The sequence below is a fragment of the Mycobacterium lepromatosis genome (assembly GCF_000975265.2).
Classification (GTDB): domain Bacteria; phylum Actinomycetota; class Actinomycetes; order Mycobacteriales; family Mycobacteriaceae; genus Mycobacterium; species Mycobacterium lepromatosis.
The window spans coordinates 1,880,630-1,899,785 of the sequence record NZ_CP083405.1 but is presented as its reverse complement, the minus strand read 5'-3'; the positions used below and the strand labels follow the sequence as shown (position 1 = coordinate 1,899,785).

At 59.2% G+C, this 19,156-nt stretch carries 19 protein-coding genes; 7 read left to right on the top strand and 12 right to left on the bottom strand.

Going from position 1 to position 19,156, the window contains the following annotated elements:
- Positions 1 to 131: 131 nt before the first annotated feature.
- Positions 132 to 3,041, bottom strand: coding sequence for an excinuclease ABC subunit UvrA (gene uvrA, locus MLPF_RS09105; RefSeq protein WP_045843122.1), 2,910 nt, complete (start codon positions 3,039 to 3,041; stop codon positions 132 to 134).
- A gap of 141 nt (positions 3,042 to 3,182) precedes the next feature.
- Between uvrA and MLPF_RS09100 the strand changes: the two genes are divergently transcribed.
- Positions 3,183 to 3,881, top strand: a complete 699-nt coding sequence (locus MLPF_RS09100) for an MBL fold metallo-hydrolase (protein ID WP_045843121.1) — start codon at positions 3,183 to 3,185, stop codon at positions 3,879 to 3,881.
- An 8-nt stretch (positions 3,882 to 3,889) separates the two neighbouring features.
- Here MLPF_RS09100 and MLPF_RS09095 read toward each other — a convergent pair whose 3' ends face one another.
- Positions 3,890 to 4,333, bottom strand: coding sequence for a universal stress protein (locus MLPF_RS09095; protein WP_045843120.1), 444 nt, complete (start codon positions 4,331 to 4,333; stop codon positions 3,890 to 3,892).
- Positions 4,334 to 4,646: 313 nt separating this feature from the next.
- On the opposite strand from MLPF_RS09095, the gene MLPF_RS09090 reads away from it, so the two are divergent.
- Complete coding sequence (locus tag MLPF_RS09090) at positions 4,647 to 6,218, top strand: mannosyltransferase (protein ID WP_175266412.1); 1,572 nt, start codon at positions 4,647 to 4,649, stop codon at positions 6,216 to 6,218.
- On the opposite strand, the gene MLPF_RS09085 is transcribed toward MLPF_RS09090, so the two are convergent.
- The 6 genes from MLPF_RS09085 to rpsA all read right to left on the bottom strand — a co-directional run bounded on the left by MLPF_RS09085 (position 6,207) and on the right by rpsA (position 13,132).
- The gene (locus tag MLPF_RS09085) at positions 6,207 to 6,599 is read right to left on the bottom strand and encodes a hypothetical protein (protein WP_237755982.1); all 393 of its coding nucleotides are present in this window, start codon (positions 6,597 to 6,599) and stop codon (positions 6,207 to 6,209) included. The genes MLPF_RS09090 and MLPF_RS09085 overlap by 12 nt on opposite strands.
- Before the next feature lie 201 nt (positions 6,600 to 6,800).
- Positions 6,801 to 6,929, bottom strand: a complete 129-nt coding sequence (locus tag MLPF_RS15805) for a hypothetical protein (RefSeq protein WP_282435806.1) — start codon at positions 6,927 to 6,929, stop codon at positions 6,801 to 6,803.
- 445 nt (positions 6,930 to 7,374) lie between these two features.
- The gene (locus MLPF_RS09080; RefSeq protein WP_236685027.1) at positions 7,375 to 7,530 is read right to left on the bottom strand and encodes a hypothetical protein; all 156 of its coding nucleotides are present in this window, start codon (positions 7,528 to 7,530) and stop codon (positions 7,375 to 7,377) included.
- 69 nt (positions 7,531 to 7,599) lie between these two features.
- Positions 7,600 to 9,759, bottom strand: a complete 2,160-nt coding sequence (gene uvrB / locus MLPF_RS09075) for an excinuclease ABC subunit UvrB (protein ID WP_045843118.1) — start codon at positions 9,757 to 9,759, stop codon at positions 7,600 to 7,602.
- Positions 9,760 to 10,426: 667 nt separating this feature from the next.
- Positions 10,427 to 11,659: a dephospho-CoA kinase gene (gene coaE, locus MLPF_RS09070; protein WP_045843117.1), complete on the bottom strand. Its 1,233-nt coding sequence runs from the start codon at positions 11,657 to 11,659 to the stop codon at positions 10,427 to 10,429.
- Positions 11,660 to 11,689: 30 nt separating this feature from the next.
- Positions 11,690 to 13,132 carry a 30S ribosomal protein S1 gene (gene rpsA / locus MLPF_RS09065; protein ID WP_045843116.1) on the bottom strand — a complete coding sequence of 481 codons (1,443 nt, stop codon included), beginning with the start codon at positions 13,130 to 13,132 and terminating at the stop codon, positions 11,690 to 11,692.
- A 283-nt stretch (positions 13,133 to 13,415) separates the two neighbouring features.
- Here rpsA and MLPF_RS09060 point away from each other — a divergent pair, with 283 nt between their 5' ends.
- Entirely contained in the window at positions 13,416 to 13,619 is a 204-nt protein-coding gene (locus MLPF_RS09060) for a hypothetical protein (RefSeq protein WP_156147108.1), read from the top strand.
- 556 nt (positions 13,620 to 14,175) lie between these two features.
- Positions 14,176 to 14,406 (top strand): hypothetical protein, encoded by a 231-nt coding sequence (locus MLPF_RS09055; RefSeq protein ID WP_237817136.1) that lies wholly within the window; start codon positions 14,176 to 14,178, stop codon positions 14,404 to 14,406.
- On the opposite strand, the gene MLPF_RS09050 is transcribed toward MLPF_RS09055, so the two are convergent.
- Positions 14,403 to 14,573: a hypothetical protein gene (locus tag MLPF_RS09050; RefSeq protein ID WP_237817104.1), complete on the bottom strand. Its 171-nt coding sequence runs from the start codon at positions 14,571 to 14,573 to the stop codon at positions 14,403 to 14,405. The genes MLPF_RS09055 and MLPF_RS09050 overlap by 4 nt on opposite strands.
- 230 nt (positions 14,574 to 14,803) lie before the next feature.
- On the opposite strand from MLPF_RS09050, the gene polA reads away from it, so the two are divergent.
- Positions 14,804 to 17,485: a DNA polymerase I gene (gene polA, locus MLPF_RS09045; RefSeq protein ID WP_162196920.1), complete on the top strand. Its 2,682-nt coding sequence runs from the start codon at positions 14,804 to 14,806 to the stop codon at positions 17,483 to 17,485.
- A gap of 120 nt (positions 17,486 to 17,605) precedes the next feature.
- Positions 17,606 to 17,776 (top strand): hypothetical protein, encoded by a 171-nt coding sequence (locus MLPF_RS09040; RefSeq protein WP_237817104.1) that lies wholly within the window; start codon positions 17,606 to 17,608, stop codon positions 17,774 to 17,776.
- Here the strand turns inward: MLPF_RS09040 and MLPF_RS09035 are convergent.
- Positions 17,773 to 18,003, bottom strand: coding sequence for a hypothetical protein (locus tag MLPF_RS09035; protein ID WP_237817102.1), 231 nt, complete (start codon positions 18,001 to 18,003; stop codon positions 17,773 to 17,775). The genes MLPF_RS09040 and MLPF_RS09035 overlap by 4 nt on opposite strands.
- Positions 18,004 to 18,333 (bottom strand): hypothetical protein, encoded by a 330-nt coding sequence (locus MLPF_RS09030; protein WP_236685026.1) that lies wholly within the window; start codon positions 18,331 to 18,333, stop codon positions 18,004 to 18,006.
- Here MLPF_RS09030 and MLPF_RS16330 point away from each other — a divergent pair.
- Entirely contained in the window at positions 18,221 to 18,493 is a 273-nt protein-coding gene (locus MLPF_RS16330; protein ID WP_345790343.1) for an LLM class flavin-dependent oxidoreductase, read from the top strand. The two genes, MLPF_RS09030 and MLPF_RS16330, sit on opposite strands and share 113 nt — an antisense overlap.
- A 344-nt stretch (positions 18,494 to 18,837) precedes the next feature.
- Here MLPF_RS16330 and MLPF_RS09020 read toward each other — a convergent pair whose 3' ends face one another.
- A complete protein-coding gene (locus MLPF_RS09020) occupies positions 18,838 to 19,116 on the bottom strand; it encodes a hypothetical protein (RefSeq protein WP_045843109.1) in 279 nt (92 codons plus the stop codon).
- Between the last annotated feature and the right edge of the window lie 40 nt (positions 19,117 to 19,156).

Genomic DNA, 19,156 nt, shown 5'->3' with positions numbered 1-19,156 from the left:
CGCAAGTCGATGAGTTCCAACAAGTAAGACGGCAACTGAGCGAATCGGAGCCCAAAGTCTGGAATCTCGCGCAACCGTGCCCCTGAGAGCAAACTCGACACCATCACTCCAGACTCGGTACTGGCGTGGACTTAGGCGGTGACTGTGCGTCGCCGCCGTGGTGTGCGTGCAGGAGCACACCCGGCGCCAATGACTTCCGCGAGAAATTTGCCGGTGTAACTTTCCGGAATCGCGGCGACATCCTCCGGAGTGCCTTCGGCGACAACGGTTCCACCTTGAACGCCACCCTCGGGACCCATATCGACGATCCAGTCCGATGTCTTGATCACGTCCAGGTTGTGTTCGATCACGATGACCGTATTGTCTTTGTCAACAAGACCGTTGATGACGTTAAGTAGTTTGCGGATGTCGTCGAAATGCAGTCCTGTGGTGGGTTCGTCGAGAATGTATATGGTACGCCCTGTCGAACGCTTCTGTAACTCGGACGCCAGTTTGACCCGCTGCGCTTCACCACCTGACAATGTCGGCGCGGGCTGGCCCAGTCGGACATAGCCCAGACCGACATCGACCAGCGTGCGCAGATACCGGTGAATGCCGCTGATCGGCTCAAAGAACTCCGCTGCTTCCTCGATCGACATGTCCAACACTTCGGATATGGCCTTGCCTTTGTAGTGCACCTCAAGGGTTTCTCGGTTGTACCGGGCGCCCTGGCACACTTCACACGGCACATACACGTCCGGCAAAAAGTTCATCTCGATCTTGATGGTGCCGTCACCGGTGCACGCCTCGCAGCGGCCGCCCTTGACGTTGAACGAGAATCTGCCGGGTTGGTAGCCACGGACTTTCGCCTCGGTGGTAGCCGCGAACAAGATCCGGATCTTGTCAAATACTCCGGTGTAGGTAGCAGGGTTGGATCGCGGCGTGCGGCCTATCGGCGACTGGTCCACCCGCACCAGCTTGTCCAGATGTTCCAGGCCGGTGACTCGGGTATGGCGCCCCGGAACTTGCCGGGCGCCGTTGAGCCGGTTGGCCAGCACCGCCGCCAGGATGTCATTGACCAAAGTCGACTTGCCGGAGCCCGACACACCGGTTACCGATGTCAACACGCCAAGAGGAAACGACACGTCTATACAACGCAGATTGTGCTCGCGGGCCCCGACGACAGTGAGCTCACGTCTCCGGTCGACGGAACGTCGACGTGTGGGGGTGGCAATGCTTTCCCGGCCCGACAGGTAAGCACCGGTAAGCGAATCCCTATTTGCCAGCAGTTCACGGTAGGTCCCGCTGTGCACGATTTGGCCGCCATGCTCACCGGCGCCTGGACCGATGTCGACAACCCAGTCAGCGTGTGCGATGGTGTCTTCGTCATGCTCGACGACGATCAGCGTGTTCCCCAACGCCCTTAACCGCGTGAGAGTTTCGATGAGGCGGCGGTTGTCGCGCTGGTGCAGCCCGATGGATGGTTCGTCAAGGACGTAGAGTACGCCCACCAGGCCGGAACCGATTTGGGTAGCTAGCCGAATACGTTGGGCCTCACCACCAGACAGCGTGGCTGCCGCCCGAGACAGCGAGAGGTACTCCAGCCCAACGTCGAGCAAAAAGCCGAGTCGCGACCGGATTTCTTTGAGCACCTGCCCTGCGATCGCCTGCTCGCGCACACCAAGGGTAAGCGCGTTCAGGAAATCCGAGCAGTCCGCGATGGACAGCTCGCAGACCTCGGCGATGGACTTCGCGCCCCGCTCCCCTGCCACCAACGTCACCGCCAGAATCTCTGGCTTTAGTCGGGTCCCCTCGCACACCGGGCAGGGGATATCACGCATGAAACCCTCGTAGCGTTCCTTCATCTGCTCGGACTCGGTCTGTTTAATCTTGCGCTGCAAAAATGTCAGCACGCCTTCAAAATCAGCGTAGTACGAACGGGGTCGACCGTACCGATTGCGGTACCGCACATGCACCTGATGATCGGAACCCTCAAGAATCGCCTTGCGGGCCTTGGCCGGAAGTTTGCGCCATGGCGTGTCAACGTCGAATCCCAGCTCCTCGCCGAGCCCGGCCATCATCCGGGTGAAGTACTCCGCGGTGTGCCCCACCGACCACGGCGCCACCGCACCCTGGGCCAGGGTGCGATCCGGGTCGGGCACCACTAGATCCGAGTCGACTTCTTTGCGGATTCCCAAGCCCGAACATTCGGGACAGGCGCCGTAGGGCGAGTTGAACGAGAACGAGCGCGGTTCCAGGTCGTCAACAGCCAGGGGGTGCCCATTGGGACAAGCTAACTTCTCGGAGAAGCACTGCTCGCGCGGGTGGCCGTGTTCGTCGTGATCGTCGGGAAATTCCAGCACTATGATGCCATCAGCCAGATCCAGGGCGGTTTCCACCGAGTCGGTGAGCCGCTGCTTGGCGGCAGCTTTGACGGTGAGTCGGTCCACCACTACCTCGATGTCGTGCTTCTCTTGTTTTTTCAGCTTCGGTGGGTCGGCTAGCGGATGTACCACACCGTCGACTCGAACCCGGCTGTAGCCCTGCGCGTTGAGCTTGTCGAACAGGTCCGCGAACTCGCCCTTGCGGGTACGCACCACCGGAGCGAGCACCAAAAATCGGGTGGCTTCCGGCAGCACCAGCACCTGATCGACAATTTGCTGCGGGGTCTGGCGGGAGATCCGCTCGCCACAAATCGGGCAGTGCGGTGTGCCCGCACGAGCATATAACAATCGCAGGTAATCGTACACCTCGGTGATCGTTCCTACGGTCGACCTCGGGTTGCGGTTCGTCGACTTCTGGTCGATGGACACCGCCGGGGAAAGACCTTCGATGAAGTCGACGTCCGGCTTGTCCATCTGCCCCAGGAATTGGCGCGCGTAGGCCGACAGTGACTCCACGTAGCGGCGCTGACCCTCGGCGAAGATGGTGTCGAATGCCAGTGACGACTTGCCTGATCCGGACAGCCCGGTGAAGACGATCAATGAATCGCGCGGCAGGTCGAGATCGACGTTTCGCAGGTTGTGCTCACGAGCACCCTTAACGATTAGGCGGTCAGCCACGCTGCCCCTCTCATTGAAAACTCTATACTGTTCTTGTCTAAAAGCGGTCCTAACAGTGGCCACTGCGCACGGCGCATTCCATGCTATGTGCTCACACCGACAAGCAGCGGACCTAGTCCCAGAAGCAGTACCCTGGCCGCTATGACAGCCTCAATCGATCCCGTCGACAACTACACCGGGCACGTCGACCCGGGTGCCGCGGCCCGCCGGACCCTACCTGGCGCTACGATCCTGAAGGTGTCGGTGGGCCCGATGGACAATAACGCCTACCTGGTTACGTGTTCGGCTACCGGAGAAACACTTCTGATTGACGCGGCCAACGACGCCGAGGTGCTTATCGATCTGGTCCAACGCTACGTCCCGAAGCTGTCGTTGATTGTGACTAGCCATCGGCACTTTGATCACTGGCAGGCACTGGAAGCGGTGGTCGCGGCTACCGGTGCGCCAACCGCCGTGCATGAGATCGACGCCGAACCACTGCCGGTCAGGCCGAACCGTTTGCTGACCAACGGTGACTGCGTGCAGATTGGGGAGCTGAAATTCGACGTTATTCACCTGCGCGGGCACACGCCCGGATCAATCGCACTGGCGCTGGACGGAACCACCCACGGCCCTAACACTGGGGGAGTCACACAATTGTTCACTGGCGACTGCCTGTTTCCCGGGGGTGTTGGCAAGACGTGGCAGCCCGGTGACTTCACCCAACTGCTTGATGACGTCACCACCCGAGTGTTCGATGTATACGCGGACACTACAGTCATCTACCCTGGCCACGGCGACGACACGGTACTAGGCACCGAGCGTCCCAACCTAGCAGAATGGCGCGAGCGTGGCTGGTAAAGGTGGTTTCAGTGCGTGGTGTGCACGATCAAGACGTCGATCTTGGCCCGACGCGAGACGTTGGCCGGCACCGATCCCAACAGCCTACCTGCGATCGTGCTCAGACCGACATTGCCCACCACCAGCAAATCGGCATTTGTTTCCTCGGCAAGGTTAACCAGCGCGTCAACCGGAGCGCCGACAATCGGTCGCTCTTCGACGTTCTTAGCACCGGCTGCGCGCGCTCGCTCTTTCGCATCATGTAGAATCTCGTAGATCGGGGCAGTGCCCGTCACTTTGTAGCTTTCGTCCTTCAAGATGTCGACCGCCCGGGCATTGTCATGCTGGGGCAAGTAGGCCGACGCGATGATCAGCTTGGCATCTGACCCGGCAATTTTTCCTGCTCGGTCCACCGCACGCAACGACGAATCCGAACCATCGGTCCCCACCACCACGGTCTGATAGGAGCTCATTTATCCTCCCAGTGTCGGTTGCTCAGCCCAAGACAGTATCCGCGTTGCCCGATGCCGATAGGTCAAATTACCGACTCAGCAGCAACGTGGCGCGACCGGTCATTTACCCAGCCAGGGCAACTCGACAGACAACACCCGCGATCGCACGTCGCACGACTACGCATATCCCACGTAAAAGCTCTACTGTGCAGAACTATGAAGAACTATTCATGACCTACAAGGAATCGAGCGGGGGCAATCTGGGCCGAAGCCGTGCTGGCAACGTCCCGCCAGTGACCAGGTTAATTGCACGCACTTTACAGTGACAAGCATCATGTCTGTATCGGTACTTGAGCAGAGCGTAGCGGACGTCGATGACAATTCAGCATGCGAACATGCGTGCAGTGCGCTACCCGACCCATGGGCAATTGCGGTGCTGGCTACCGTTATCAGCGGGGCCTGGGTCAGTAGGCCTTCGCTCTGGTTCGATGAGGCCGCGACAATATCGGCTTCAGCGAGCCGCACTGTGCCAGAGCTATGGAAGTTGCTGAACCACGTCGATGCTGTGCACGGCTTGTACTACCTGCTGATGCACGGCTGGTTCGCGATATTTCCCTCGACTGAATTCTGGTCAAGGTTTCCAAGTTGTCTGGCAATTGGGGCTGCTGCTGCCGGCGTCACGGTTTTCACCAGGAAGTTTGCCACACGAACCACTGCAATATACGCAGGCATCATCTTCGCCATTCTGCCGCGCATCACTTGGGCCGGTATCGAGGCACGCTCGTCTGCCTTGTCAGTGGCCGCGGCCATGTGGCTGACCGTGTTGCTCGTGGCCGCGACACGGCATAACAAGCCACAGCTATGGCTGTGCTATGCGCTGGCATTGATGCTGTCAATTTTGCTGAGTCTCACTCTGGCCACGCTGGTGCTGGTTTACGCCGTGGTCCTGCCATGGCTCGCACCGAACAAAATTCGCAATTCTTCGTTCATCTGGTGGGCGGTTACCTCGGCCGTCGCACTCGGGACTATAACCCCGTTCATATTGTTCGCTCACGAACAAATACGACAGGTCGGCTGGATCTTCCGGGTCAGCTGGCACTACGCCTTCGACATCACACAACGACAGTATTTCGACCACAGCGTTTCGTTCGCGATTGCCACGGCCATGATCATCGTCGCCGCGATCGCGGCTCGACTGTCTGGCTTGCGGGCCCAGGGGGGCGACCTTCGCAGCTTGGTTATCATCTGCGCTGCGTGGATCGTCATTCCCACCACTCTCCTGGTCGGCTATTCGGCGGTCTTTGAGCCAGTTTACTACCCACGTTACCTGATTCTCACCGCTCCGGCGGCAGCTATCGTCATAGCGGTCTGCATCGTCACAGTCGCCCGTAAACCGTGGCCTATTACCGGTGTCTTAGTGCTGTTCGCTGTTGCTGCCTTTCCGAATTATCTCCTTACACAACGCGGTCGATATGCCAAAGAAGGCTGGGATTACAGTCAAGTAGCCGATGTGATCAGTTCCCAGGCTGCGCCAGGGGACTGTCTGATCGTGGACAACACTGTGCCCTGGCGGCCCGGGCCGATCCGCGCACTGCTGGCCGCTCGGCCGATGGCTTTTCGATCGCTGATCGACGTTGAGCGTGGTTTTTACGGACCGAAAGTCGGTGCCCTGTGGGACGGTCATGTCGCCGTGTGGCTGGTAACAGCCAAGATCAGCAAATGCTCCACGGTCTGGACAATCTCCGACCGAGACACGTCACTACCCGACCATCAAACGGGACAATTACTGTCACCAGGGCTCACATTGCGATGCGCGCCAGCGTATCAATTCCCTAGTTATCTGGGATTCCGTATTGTCGAGCGGTGGCAATTCAACTATTCACAGGTCATCAAGTCAACACGGTGAACGACGGTCGCGATGGATTGCCCGGTAGGGAGCCACGACACCGACCATGGCCAGTACAGTGAAGACCGTGTCAAGTCCGCGAGCCGCCGCCACTTCGCCGCCTTTAGCCGTGTTGACCACCACACCGACCAACCTTGCGCCGAAAGAGGCCGCTGCTATCAGCCGGGTCGTCGACGGAAGTAATCGCATGTACAGCCAAGAGGTCCCAATACCGGCGCCGGTTACCAATAACGCTAGCGCCCAGATCGCAACAATTCCGATCGACGCGTTAGCGTGTTGGGTGGTTGGTGCCAGCCCAGAGCAGACGCTATCACCAGCGGCCTCGGCCATGTGCCCGATCACGCGAGGATTGCGCAGCGACACGCTAACGGGCTCGCCCATCGTCCAGCCGAACAGCCAGCACCGCGCCTAGAAACCGGCGGCAACCGACGCAGATGCCCCATTCACTGACCAAACAGCTGGCACATATGTAGGTGACTATTACCACGACCATCGACACCGGCCATGGTTAAGTAGATCCATTTCCAACGGTCCAGAAGCCAAATCCTCTGGACAACAACACCGTTGCGTGGTTGCGTGCATTCACCAATCGACGACCATGAATATCCCGACTAGCAACGTACCGACGGCAAGCAGACCGGCGGTCGCCATCAAGTAATGCGGGAGCTCGGCAACGCTGACCGCAAGCGCGGCCGCCCTAGTCAGCAGCACTGACCTACTCCAGCACTTGTGTGTCGGGGTCCGGCAGAGTCGCCCCGCTCGGTTAAGCCTGATCTTGCGGGGAAGAATACGACCGGTACCAATAGGGCCATCAAAACGATCATCGTCACCACAAACCGAGCTACGCCAAAACACCCCCACCGCGGGCCCGATCAAAGTCGCGACACCCCAACATCGGCCGATACCAGCGCTGAACCGCAAGTACACAACCACAGGGGCAAGGCAGAGATAATGAGCCATACCCCCAAGCCTGCTAGCAGTCCGCCACCTACCCCTTGCAGGGTGCGTACCCCCACCAGAACCTCCCGACCGGCGCAACCTTGCACACCAGGCTGGCTACATCGAATACCGCCAGTACCATCAGGAACGACGTGCGTGCCCCGACCCGAAGCAACGTCAAGCTGACCGCGGTCTCTGCGATGACCGACCCGACCAGCTACAGGATGGTTACCCAGGCATACACTCGGCTGCCGCCGATTTCGGCGATCGCGTTGGAGAGCATCATGACGGTCAAGAACTCGTTAGTAGCATGCAACCCCACAGCACCGGCCAGCAAATATGGACGTCCCGAGATACTTGCCAAGCAGCTCATGCTGGCTGCCAGTATCGCTTTCCGTATCCCTCAAACCATACACCGTAGGGATGCGCACGCGGCTGACATTCACTCGAGGCCCGCCGCGTCCATCCCACGCAGTTCCTTTTTGAGGTCTGCGATCTCGTCACGGAAACGTGCGGCCAGCTCGAATTGCAAGTCGCGTGCGGCGGCCATCATTTGGGCGGTGAGATCTTTGATCAGATCAGCCAGTTCTGCTCGCGGCATACTAGCGGTGTCGCGACCCTCGAACACGCCGGCGCTGACCGGGCGACCAGGTTCACCCTGGGCGCGCCGACCGCGGGACACGTTACGTCCAGATCCACCCACCTCAACGGTGTCAGTGTCGTCGGCCTCGCGATAGACCTGATCGAGGATGTCGGCAATCTTTTTGCGCAGCGGCTGTGGGTCGATACCATTGGCATTGTTGTAGGCGATCTGCTTTGCTCGCCGCCGTTCGGTCTCATCGATGGCTTCGGTCATCGAATCAGTGATCTTGTCGGCATACATGTGCACTTCACCGGAGACGTTACGGGCTGCCCGGCCGATGGTCTGAATAAGGCTGCGCGCCGACCGCAGAAAGCCTTCCTTATCGGCGTCAAGGATCGCCACCAGAGACACCTCGGGCAGGTCGAGGCCCTCGCGCAACAGGTTAATGCCGACCAGCACGTCGAAGTCACCAAGCCGGAGTTGACGCAGCAATTCTACCCGCCGCAGGGTGTCGACTTCGGAGTGTAGGTAGCGTACCCGGATGCCCATCTCTAGCAAGTAGTCGGTGAGGTCTTCGGCCATTTTCTTTGTCAGCGTCGTCACCAAGACCCGTTGGTCGGCGTCGGCACGTTTGTGGATTTCGCCAATCAGGTCGTCGATTTGCCCCTTGGTTGGCTTGACCACAACTTTCGGGTCGACCAGACCGGTCGGCCGGATCACCTGTTCGACGAACTCGCCACCGGACTGGCTGAGCTCATACGGTCCCGGGGTAGCCGATAGATACACCGTCTGCCCGATCCGGTCGGCGAATTCCTCCCAGGTAAGCGGGCGGTTGTCGCACGCTGACGGCAACCGAAACCCATATTCGACGAGGTTACGCTTCCGTGACATGTCACCTTCATACATGCCGCCGATCTGCGGGACGGTGACATGCGACTCGTCGATGACAAGCAAGAAGTCCTCCGGGAAGTAATCGAGCAACGTTGCCGGCGGCGTGCCCGGCCCCCTACTGTCGATGTGGCGGGAGTAATTCTCTATACCCGAGCAGAACCCGACCTGCCGCATCATTTCGATGTCGTAGTTGGTCCGCATCCGCAGCCGCTGCGCCTCCAGCAGCTTGCCCTGGCGTTCGAATTCAGTGAGTCGCTCGGCGAGTTCTTCCTCGATGGTGGAGATTGCCTGAGCCATTCGCTCGGGACCGGCCACATAGTGGGTGGCGGGGAAGATCCGTAGCGAGTCGACCTGACGAATCACCTCGCCGGTGAGAGGGTGGAGATAGTATAGCGCCTCGATCTCGTCGCCGAAGAATTCGATACGAACCGCCAACTCCTCGTAGGACGGGATGATCTCCACAGTGTCGCCGCGCACCCGGAAGGAGCCGCGGGTGAAGGACAAATCGTTGCGGGTGTATTGCACGTCGACCAACAGCCGCAATAGGTCGTCGCGAGGCACCTCGTTGCCAACCGCCAGCTCGACGGAGCGGTCCAGGTAAGACTGTGGAGTACCTAGGCCATAAATGCACGACACCGAAGCCACCACCACCACGTCGCGTCGCGACAGCAACGACGACGTAGCGGAGTGCCGCAGCCGCTCCACGTCGTCGTTGATGGAGCTGTCCTTTTCGATATAGGTGTCGGTCTGTGCGATGTACGCTTCCGGCTGGTAGTAATCGTAGTATGATACGAAGTACTCGACTGCGTTGTGCGGCAACATCTCTCGCAGTTCGTTCGCCAGCTGGGCAGCCAGCGTCTTATTCGGCGCCATCACCAGAGTAGGCCGCTGCAACCGTTCGATGAGCCAAGCGGTGGTTGCTGACTTCCCGGTACCGGTGGCACCGAGTAACACCACGTCACGCTCCCCTGTAAGAATCCGTCGCTGCAGCTCATCGATGGCGGCTGGCTGGTCACCAGCCGGTGCGTGCGGGCTGATCACCTCGAATCGGCCACCGACGCGCACGATCTCCTTGACAGCCCGGTATTCCGAATGCGCTACTATTGGATGCTCGGTGGCGAAGGCCATGCCTCCAGCGTAAGATCAGGCACAAAGAAGGTGACTGCAATCCAGCCGGGTCTATCCCGCGGAACGGGTCCACACCCGAGCGGCCGGATCGCATTGAAGCCGGTGGCTATCGCTGGAGGTGGGCTATGGCAAACACCGAGATACCCTGCCGGTCGCACAAACTATCGAAGGCGTGAACTCTGGTCGTAACGGGGGGCTTTAGCCTCGCTGTTGTCTTCGCAGATGATCTACCCATTGTTGGTCCGGTCGTAGGCGAATCTGGCTACGACCGGACCACCTCGCCAAGGACAAACGACGACGGGGATAGCAAACGCGATAAAGTGTTGGCCACAACTGCGGGATCGACCAAGCCAATGCCTGCAAAAACTTTACCGATCCAAGTGACCACCGCAAGTAGTCGCACCACCGCTCTCTACCCACCGCACCCAATGTTGCTAAAACGGTTTCGGGCTCCGGCCCGCGCATCGTGCCGTTGGCCTAGGATGCCACTGACCGCACCACCCTCTCCAGCATTAAGTAAATCTGAACTGTGTTCGGCTGGACACAGTTCATCCCACTCCTGCCGTGTTAGCATAAGCCCACAAAGCACAAAAAGTGAGTTTATCCTACATCGGCTCTGTTGATCAGGGTTGCGATGCCGACGCGCTCATGTCTACTTAGGGCCTATCTAGAGCCGCCACCCCGTAGAGTCGGCCCACTCCCACGCTCGCCGGTAGGCGTCGAGGAGCCATGGTTCCTTGGCGTCGGCGTAGCGGCGCATGTCTCCGTCCGCTAGCCGGTCCGCTGTGCGTTTGACGTCCAAGTAGTCGGCGCGCACACTCGGGTTGGCCTTCAACCAATCGACGAACAGCAAGCCGAATTGCTGATTCGGCCAGCCAGCCACCCGGATATGCACGTATGTCGGTCGACCGGGGTCTGCCGAGGCATGAAACCTCTTGTGCCATAACTCTGGATCGTTACTGTGTTCGTAGCGATCTACGGTGCTGCGGGCATCGGTCTTGGCGACATCACCGGTGACGTGCTGTAGGCGCGGGTACCCGGCAGACAACAGAGGTTCGGCGAGTTCATCCGCCATCGCGAGTGACTCGACGGTGATTTGAATGTCGATGATGTCTTTGGCCTGAAAATCAGGACAATCCGGGTAACGTGGCACCGCAGTCGAGCCGATATGGTCAACGCGCAACGCTTTATGGCCGCACGTGGTCTTCAACCGAGCAACAATGCGCTTCGCCTGGCCCGGCCAAATCGGATCAGACGTGACCAACCTTGCCGGTTCATAGACCGGCTGACGCTGACTCAGGTTGTAGGCGAATGGCAATATTCGATGATGCCATACGTCGCAAGCCCGTTGGACCAAAACTTCTGGTGTACTTGAATTGTCTAACCAGACATCGGCAACAGCACGACGCTCCTCGTCTCTGGCCTGTGCAGCGATCCTGGCGCGTGCATCCGCTTCGACCACACCACGTTGCTCGACCAGCCTGCGCACTCGCAGTTCGACGTCGGCATGCACCACAACGACCAGCGGGAACAGTTGGGCCAGCCCGGATTCCACCAGCAGTGGAATGTCTTCGACCACAACCGCGTCCTCGGATACCGCCGCAATGATCTCCGCGCGGCGGTTGGCCACCAGTGGGTGCACAATCTCGTTAAGCACACCGCGCACCGCGTCGTCTCGAAAAGCCTTGACAGCCAAAGCCCGCCGATCCAACGCACCGTCAGGAAGCAGGATGTCCTCACCAAATGCATCAACCAGCGACGACAATCCGTTGGTTCCGGGCTGCACCACTTCGCGTGCCAGCACATCGCCGTCGATAACAATCCCACCACACTGTGAGAACGTGCTAGACAGCAACGACTTCCCGGCGCCGATGCCACCGGTGAGCCCGATGCGCAGCATTACGCGAACACGACCCAGAACAAGATGATATTACGCGCCGCCGGCGAGCTTTTCCCGTAGAGCGGCTAGTTGGGCATCGCTAGCCAGTGACCCACCTGTGGCCGTCGCCGGCGGTGTACTGCCGGCCAGGGCCTGCTCGCTACTACGTCCGGCATCCTCGGTGGCAGCGAACTTTTCCATCTGGGTGGTGTGCATCTTGTATCGACGTTCGGCTTCAGCATAACGAGCCTCCCATTCGGCGCGCTGGGTGTCGAAGCCCTCCAGCCACTCGTTGGAGTCGGGATCAAAGCCCTCAGGGAAGATATAGTTGCCCTGCTCGTCGTAGCTGTCGGCCATACCGTACTTCGCCGGGTCGAACTCCTCGATGTAGTCCTCGTTGGCCTGCTTCAACGACAGTGAAATCCGGCGCCGCTCCAAGTCGATGTCGATGACCTTGACCATCGCATCGTCGCCGACAGCAACCACCTGGTCAGGCACCTCGACGTGCTGCTCGGCCAGCTCCGAGATGTGAATCAGACCTTCGATGCCCTCCTCAACACGAACGAAGGCGCCAAACGGAACCAGCTTGGTGACCTTACCTGGCACGATTTGCCCGATGGCGTGGGTACGGGCGAAGTGCCTCCACGGATCTTCCTGAGTTGCTTTGAGCGACAACGAAACCCGCTCACGGTCCATATCGACGTCAAGCACCTCGACGGTAACCTCGTTACCTACCTGGACAACCTCGGACGGGTGGTCGATATGCTTCCAGGACAGCTCGGAGACGTGCACCAGACCGTCCACACCACCCAGATCGACGAAAGCGCCGAAGTTGACGATGGACGACACTACACCCTTGCGTATATTACCCTTCTGCAGCCGATTGAGAAACTCGCTGCGCACTTCAGATTGGGTTTGTTCCAGCCACGCCCGTCGCGATAATACCACGTTGTTGCGGTTTTTGTCTAGCTCGATGATCTTGGCCTCGATCTCCTTGCCGATGTATGGTTGCAGATCGCGAACACGACGCATCTCCACCAACGAGGCGGGCAGGAAGCCACGCAACCCGATGTCGAGGATCAGGCCACCCTTGACCACTTCGATGACGACGCCCTTGACGGCCTCATCCTTCTCCTTGAGCACCTCGATGGTGCCCCACGCGCGCTCGTACTGCGCGCGCTTCTTGGACAGGATCAGCCGCCCCTCTTTGTCCTCTTTGGTAAGTACCAGGGCCTCGACCTCGTCTCCCACGGAAACGACCTCATTGGGGTCAACGTCGTGTTTGATGGAGAGTTCGCGGGAGGGAATTACCCCTTCGGTTTTGTAGCCGATGTCGAGGAGCACCTCGTCTCGGTCCACTTTAACGATGGTGCCTTCGACGATGTCACCATCGTTAAAGTACTTGATCGTTTTGTCTATTGCGGCAAGAAAGTCCTCGCCGGAGCCTACGTCATTGACGGCTACTTGGGGCGAGGTTACGGCGGGACTCGACATGTTGTTGATTTGCTCCGGACATGCTCAGTCGTAGGGACAATTGGCATTACTCCCCCGCTATCCTGTGCGGGCGATTACCTACCGAGGTTACTCGACTGTGCACATGCTGGACAAACTCGCGCCTTGACTCACCGAAAATGCGCATTTAGCCACCACCGGGTCACCTGGGGATGGTGACATCGTCAGAATGGCATGAAGCTGCTCATTCGCTGAGCCATATCCGCCACCTGTTTGAAAGACAATGCTAACAAAAATGGCTTGACTCATCCGACATACCCCGGTCATGCAATATCTGGTCAACGCGCTGCCGGCCTTCCTGCTGGCCTGCGTCATCCTTGCCGTTCTTCCCAGTCCCGCCATCGCGTTGTTGTTGCGCCATTCGGTTCGGGGCGGTCGTGCGGCAGGTCTGGCGGTCGTGTGTCGGCAACGAAATCGGGTTGTTCGGCTGGACCATAACCCGGCAGCGCCGGATTGTCGGTGTTACTGATGGACAACCGTACACTGTCGGTGATGCTGCACGTCATCAAGGCGGCAATCCTGGTCTGACTCGGCACCAACGCGTAGCGTCATGCTAAGCGCCCAAGCCTATATCGAGGTCCCCGTCGCGCTAGTTACCTAGCCGGCTTCGCCACGAGTAGGTCGATCGCCATCAACCCCTAAAGCGGCCATCTTCGGGATCGCGGTGCTGCCGCAGTTCCTGCTGGACAGCGCGGTGGCGCTTACGACGCTCTTGGTGCTGCCGGTCATTCAGTGCGTGATTGACACCGTGTGATGTTCGGGGTCTAGGGTCGATGCGACCGTTCTTACCCAGGCTGACTATGACTTCATCGGCCAGGCGCGAGTGCGGTCTAAGCGGTTACCGAATCACTGCTCAGTGAGTTGTTTTGGCCATGGGGCGTGAAGTATCGGGTTGGCGGTCGCCTGCTGCTATGGGGCAAGCCGCGGCCTGATTGGGCTCATCCATCAGTGTGTGAGGCGCTGGTGGATGAGCTAGTTCGCACTGCCTGGGTTGTGTTGGTGGTTTAGGGTTGGTCGCGGCGTAGGTGGGCTGCTTGCAAGGGCCGCTGAGTAGTTGGTGTTGGTCGCCGGCCGCGACATCGAAGCTGGCGATGCTGGGGGTGCGTATGGTGTGGCGGGTGGCCGGGGATCAGTTGCGCTTTTCTGGTGATGTGTTAGCCCGCCACGCGCACAAGTCACCAGATCACGCCGTGGATGGCTTTTATCTTCCTTCCGCGGTCGATCCCCACAAAAAGTCAAGTACTGCCCTAGGCTAGAGCACCGCCGTACGCGTCATCACCGGCTGCGAGGTCATCGACGAACTGTGAAACCAACACGGCACCAACACAGCCGGGGGCACACCGGCTGGCCGAGGGCCGGTGAACAAACAGACACCCCACAGCCATAGCATGCACCCGAAAGCGCCCCCAACACCCAGCGCCAACAAGATCTAGGCTAGCCCACCAAACTCCCGACCGTATCGGCCAGCGATGGCACACCAGAACACTACTTCACCTGCCACCTATGAAACCGACCAACAATTCCTGCCACAAACACCAACACCCCCGGCCACCACACAACAACAACACAATAACAAGGTGAGATCTTAGAGTATGAGTCGTGAGTGCAGCGACCACCGCTAAAGTTTGCCAAAACCAAGCCAAGCCAGTGCTGATGCTGCTGGACGGCAATTCGCTGGCATTTCGCGCGTTCTACGCACTGCCAACGGAGAATTTCAAGACCCGCGGTGGCCTCACCACCAACGCGGTGTACGGCTTTACCGCCATGCTAATCAACTTGCTGCGTGAAGAGGCTCCGACTCACATTGCTGCGGCGTTTGACGTGTCGCGGAAGACGTTTCGCTCTGAGTGCTATCCGGAGTACAAGGCTAATCGGCCATCGATCCCCGATGAGTTCCACGGCCAGATTGACATCACCAAAGAAATCCTAGGCGCGCTGGGTATCACGGTGTGCGCGGAGGCTGGATTCGAGGCTGACGACCTAATCGCGACGTTGGCTACTCAAGCCGAAAACGAGGGTTACCGCGTGTTAGTGGTCACTGGTGACCGCGACGCGCTTCAATTGGTCAGCGACGACGTGACGGTGTTGTATCCTCGTAAAGGCGTCAGCGAACTCACCCGCTTCACTCCAGAGGCTGTCCTCGAGAAGTACGGGCTGATGCCGGAGCAATACCCCGACTTCGCGGCACTACGTGGCGATCCCAGCGACAATCTGCCCGGTATTCCCGGCGTGGGGGAAAAGACCGCCGCCAAGTGGATCGTCGAGTACGGCTCGCTACAGGGGCTGGTCGACAATGTTGATTCGGTCCGCGGCAAAGTAGGCGACGCGTTACGGGCGCATCTAGCCAGGGTGGTGCGCAACCGAGAGCTCACACAGCTTGTCAAAGATGTGCCGTTGGTGCAAAATCTGGACATGCTGCGGCTGCAGCCGTGGGATCGCGACCAAATTCACCAGCTCTTTGACTACCTAGAGTTCCGGGTGTTACGTGACCGGTTGTTTGAGGCTTTGGCCGTCGCTAGGGAGCGTGTACCCGAAGTCGACGAGGGGTTTGACGTCCGCGGCGGCGTACTGGAGTCCGGCACGATCGGGCGGTGGCTGGCTAAGCACGCCTATGACGGGCGCAGGTCCGGGCTAGTGATCGTCGGTACACATCTGCCGCACGGAGGAGACGCCACTGCGCTAGCTATAGCCGCCGCCGACGGCGACGGTGGCTACATCGACACCGCGGCGTTGACTCCCGACGACGACGACGCGCTGGCGGCTTGGTTGGCCGATCCCGACAACCCCAAAGCGCTGCATGAGGCGAAGCTGGCCATGCACGATCTCGCGGGTCGCGGTTGGACACTGGGCGGCATCACGTCCGATACTGCGTTGGCGGCCTACTTGGTGCGGCCGGGGCAACGCAGCTTCACCCTGGACGATCTCTCGCTCCGCTACTTGCGTCGCGAGCTGCGCGTAGAAACACCTGAGCAAGAACAGTTTTCGTTGCTTGACAACGTCGACGAGGTGGACAAGCAAACCGTCCAAACCCTAATACTGCGGGCTCGGGCGGTGGCAGACCTCGCCGCTGCGTTGGACGCTGAGCTGGATCGTATCGAATCTACCGCGCTACTAGGTGAGATGGAGCTGCCGGTCCAACAGGTGCTGGCTGACATGGAGAAAGCTGGTATCGCGGCCGATTTGCGGTTGCTCACCGAGTTGCAGAGCCAATTCGGCGATCAGATCCGAGACGCTGCTGAGGCCGCTTACGCTGTAATCGGCAAGAAGATCAATCTGGGCTCACCCAAGCAACTACAGGTCGTGTTGTTCGACGAACTGGGCATGCCGAAGACCAAGCGAACCAAGACCGGCTACACCACTGACGCCGATGCTTTGCAGTACCTGTTCTGCAAAACGGAACACCCATTTCTGCAGCATCTGCTCACTCACCGCGACGTCACCCGGCTCAAAGTTACCGTTGACGGGTTGCTGAACGCGATCGCCGCAGATGGCCGGATTCATACCACGTTCAACCAGACGATCGCGACGACCGGCCGGCTGTCTTCGACAGAACCAAACCTGCAGAACATTCCAATCCGCACCAACGTCGGCCGGCAGATCCGGGACGCGTTCGTCGTCGGCTCGGGAAATAGCGGCTACACCGAACTGATGACCGCCGATTACAGCCAAATCGAGATGCGGATCATGGCGCACCTATCCCGAGATAAGGGCCTCATCGAGGCTTTCCACACGGGGGAAGACCTGCACTCGTTTGTGGCCTCGCGGGCATTCGGCGTGCCGACCGGGGATATTACCGCCGAATTGCGGCGCCGAGTCAAGGCAATGTCCTACGGGCTGGCCTACGGGCTAAGCGCATACGGGTTGGCTGCACAGTTGAAAATCTCCACCGAGGAGGCGAAGCTTCAGATGGAGCAATACTTCGCCCGGTTCGGCGGGGTGCGTGACTACCTGATGGATGTCGTCGAACAGGCACGCAAGGACGGTTACACCTCGACGGTATTGGGCCGTCGACGTTATCTGCCCGAGCTGGACAGCAGTAATCGCCAGGTACGGGAGGCGGCCGAGCGGGCGGCGCTCAACGCGCCGATCCAGGGCAGTGCGGCCGACATCATTAAGGTGGCGATGATCGCGGTTGACAAGGCGCTCAAAAAGGCGAAACTCGCTTCGCGAATGCTGCTACAGGTACACGACGAGCTGCTGTTCGAAGTCGCGACCGGAGAACGCGAACAGATCGAGGCCATAGTGCGCGAGCAGATGGGCAGTGCCTACCCTTTGGACGTGCCGCTGGAGGTGAGTGTTGGCTTTGGTCGCTCGTGGGATGCCGCTGCGCACTAGGGTGTTGGTGTTTGTGGCAGGAATTGTTGGTCGGTTTCATAGGTGGCAGGTGAAGTAGTGTTCTGGTGTGCCATCGCTGGCCGATACGGTCGGGAGTTTGGTGGGCTAGCCTAGATCTTGTTGGCGCTGGGTGTTGGGGGCGCTTTCGGGTGCATGCTATGGCTGTGGGGTGTCTGTTTGTTCACCGGCCCTCGGCCAGCCGGTGTGCCCCCGGCTGTGTTGGTGCCGTGTTGGTTTCACAGTTCGTCGATGACCTCGCAGCCGGTGATGACGCGTACGGCGGTGCTCTAGCCTAGGGCAGTACTTGACTTTTTGTGGGGATCGACCGCGGAAGGAAGATAAAAGCCATCCACGGCGTGATCTGGTGACTTGTGCGCGTGGCGGGCTAACACATCACCAGAAAAGCGCAACTGATCCCCGGCCACCCGCCACACCAGACGCACCCCCAGCATCGCCAGCTTCGATGTCGCGGCCGGTGACCAACACCAACTACTCGGCGGCCCTTGCAAGCAGCCCACCTACGCCGCGACCAACCCTAAACCACCAACACAACCCACACCACCGATCCCCACCACATAACCCACCACACCCCTCAACCACACAAAAATCAACAACACCCTAGGGCCGTAGGCAAGGGGCCATAACTGCCTGCTTGCAAAGTCGGAGTCGTTGCACCAGTCACCCACTGGTATCACCCCGCGAACCGACACCGGATGGCTGGCTTTGCCAGCCATCTTGAACTGTGCAGGTTCAAATCGTGAATTGCATTCTAGCACAAAGTCTTGGCTACCTGGTACAACAACATCTATCTCTACAATAGCTCCGAACGAGTTAGCCTGGCAGCTCACTGCCCAATCCTTGACCCCTCCTGATCTGCTGGCGTTTTTAGCCGGCACCACGAACCAGCTGGGGTTGGCCACTGGAGTGTTGGCACTACCCAACCACCATCCCGTCATACTCGCTAAACGCGCCGCCACGGTTGATGCGCTCTCAAGCAGCAGACTCTAACTAGGCCAGATTCCAGTTACGCATGGGCGTGGGCTGACTTAAGGAAGAGCTCAAGATCTGTGGTACAGAGTTGGATAGTCGGCGCCGACGCAGTTGGCTGTTTTGCGGCTGGTGTGGGCCACACCAGCCGCAAGGAGATCATACCATGGAGAATTCTTCAGCTTCGAGAGGGCCATGTGCTACCTAAAACCAATTGCTGGCGAATATCTTCTGGTTGATATCGGTGTACACGCCCCGGCTGCTACGCGTTGCGCCTGACGGTTGGGCAACAGCTGCCAACCGCTAGGCGTCACCGGTCCGCAGTTCGCATAACTGGTCGGGTGGATGCGCGAGGGGGCATCGGTTTACGAGCTGCGATCCAGCGCAGCTTGAAGTGTCACTAAAGATACAATATCACCACGATCAATGCCGAGCACGCCGGCATCCTGGTTGATCAGGGTGCAGGCCGAATCGTGTTTGCAATGCCGCCGAATACCGATATATAACGGCGTTCGGTCGGTCTGCATACAACGGTTGTCGTTGGTCTCTGCTGAGCCTATGTAAGCAGTACGGACTTTCACATACCGAACCGAGCGGTTCTCGGCGATTCGTTGAACCGGTATGCCAACAATAACGACAACCATCAATTCTATTCTGCAGCAAAGATTTTAACCGTCACAGCCG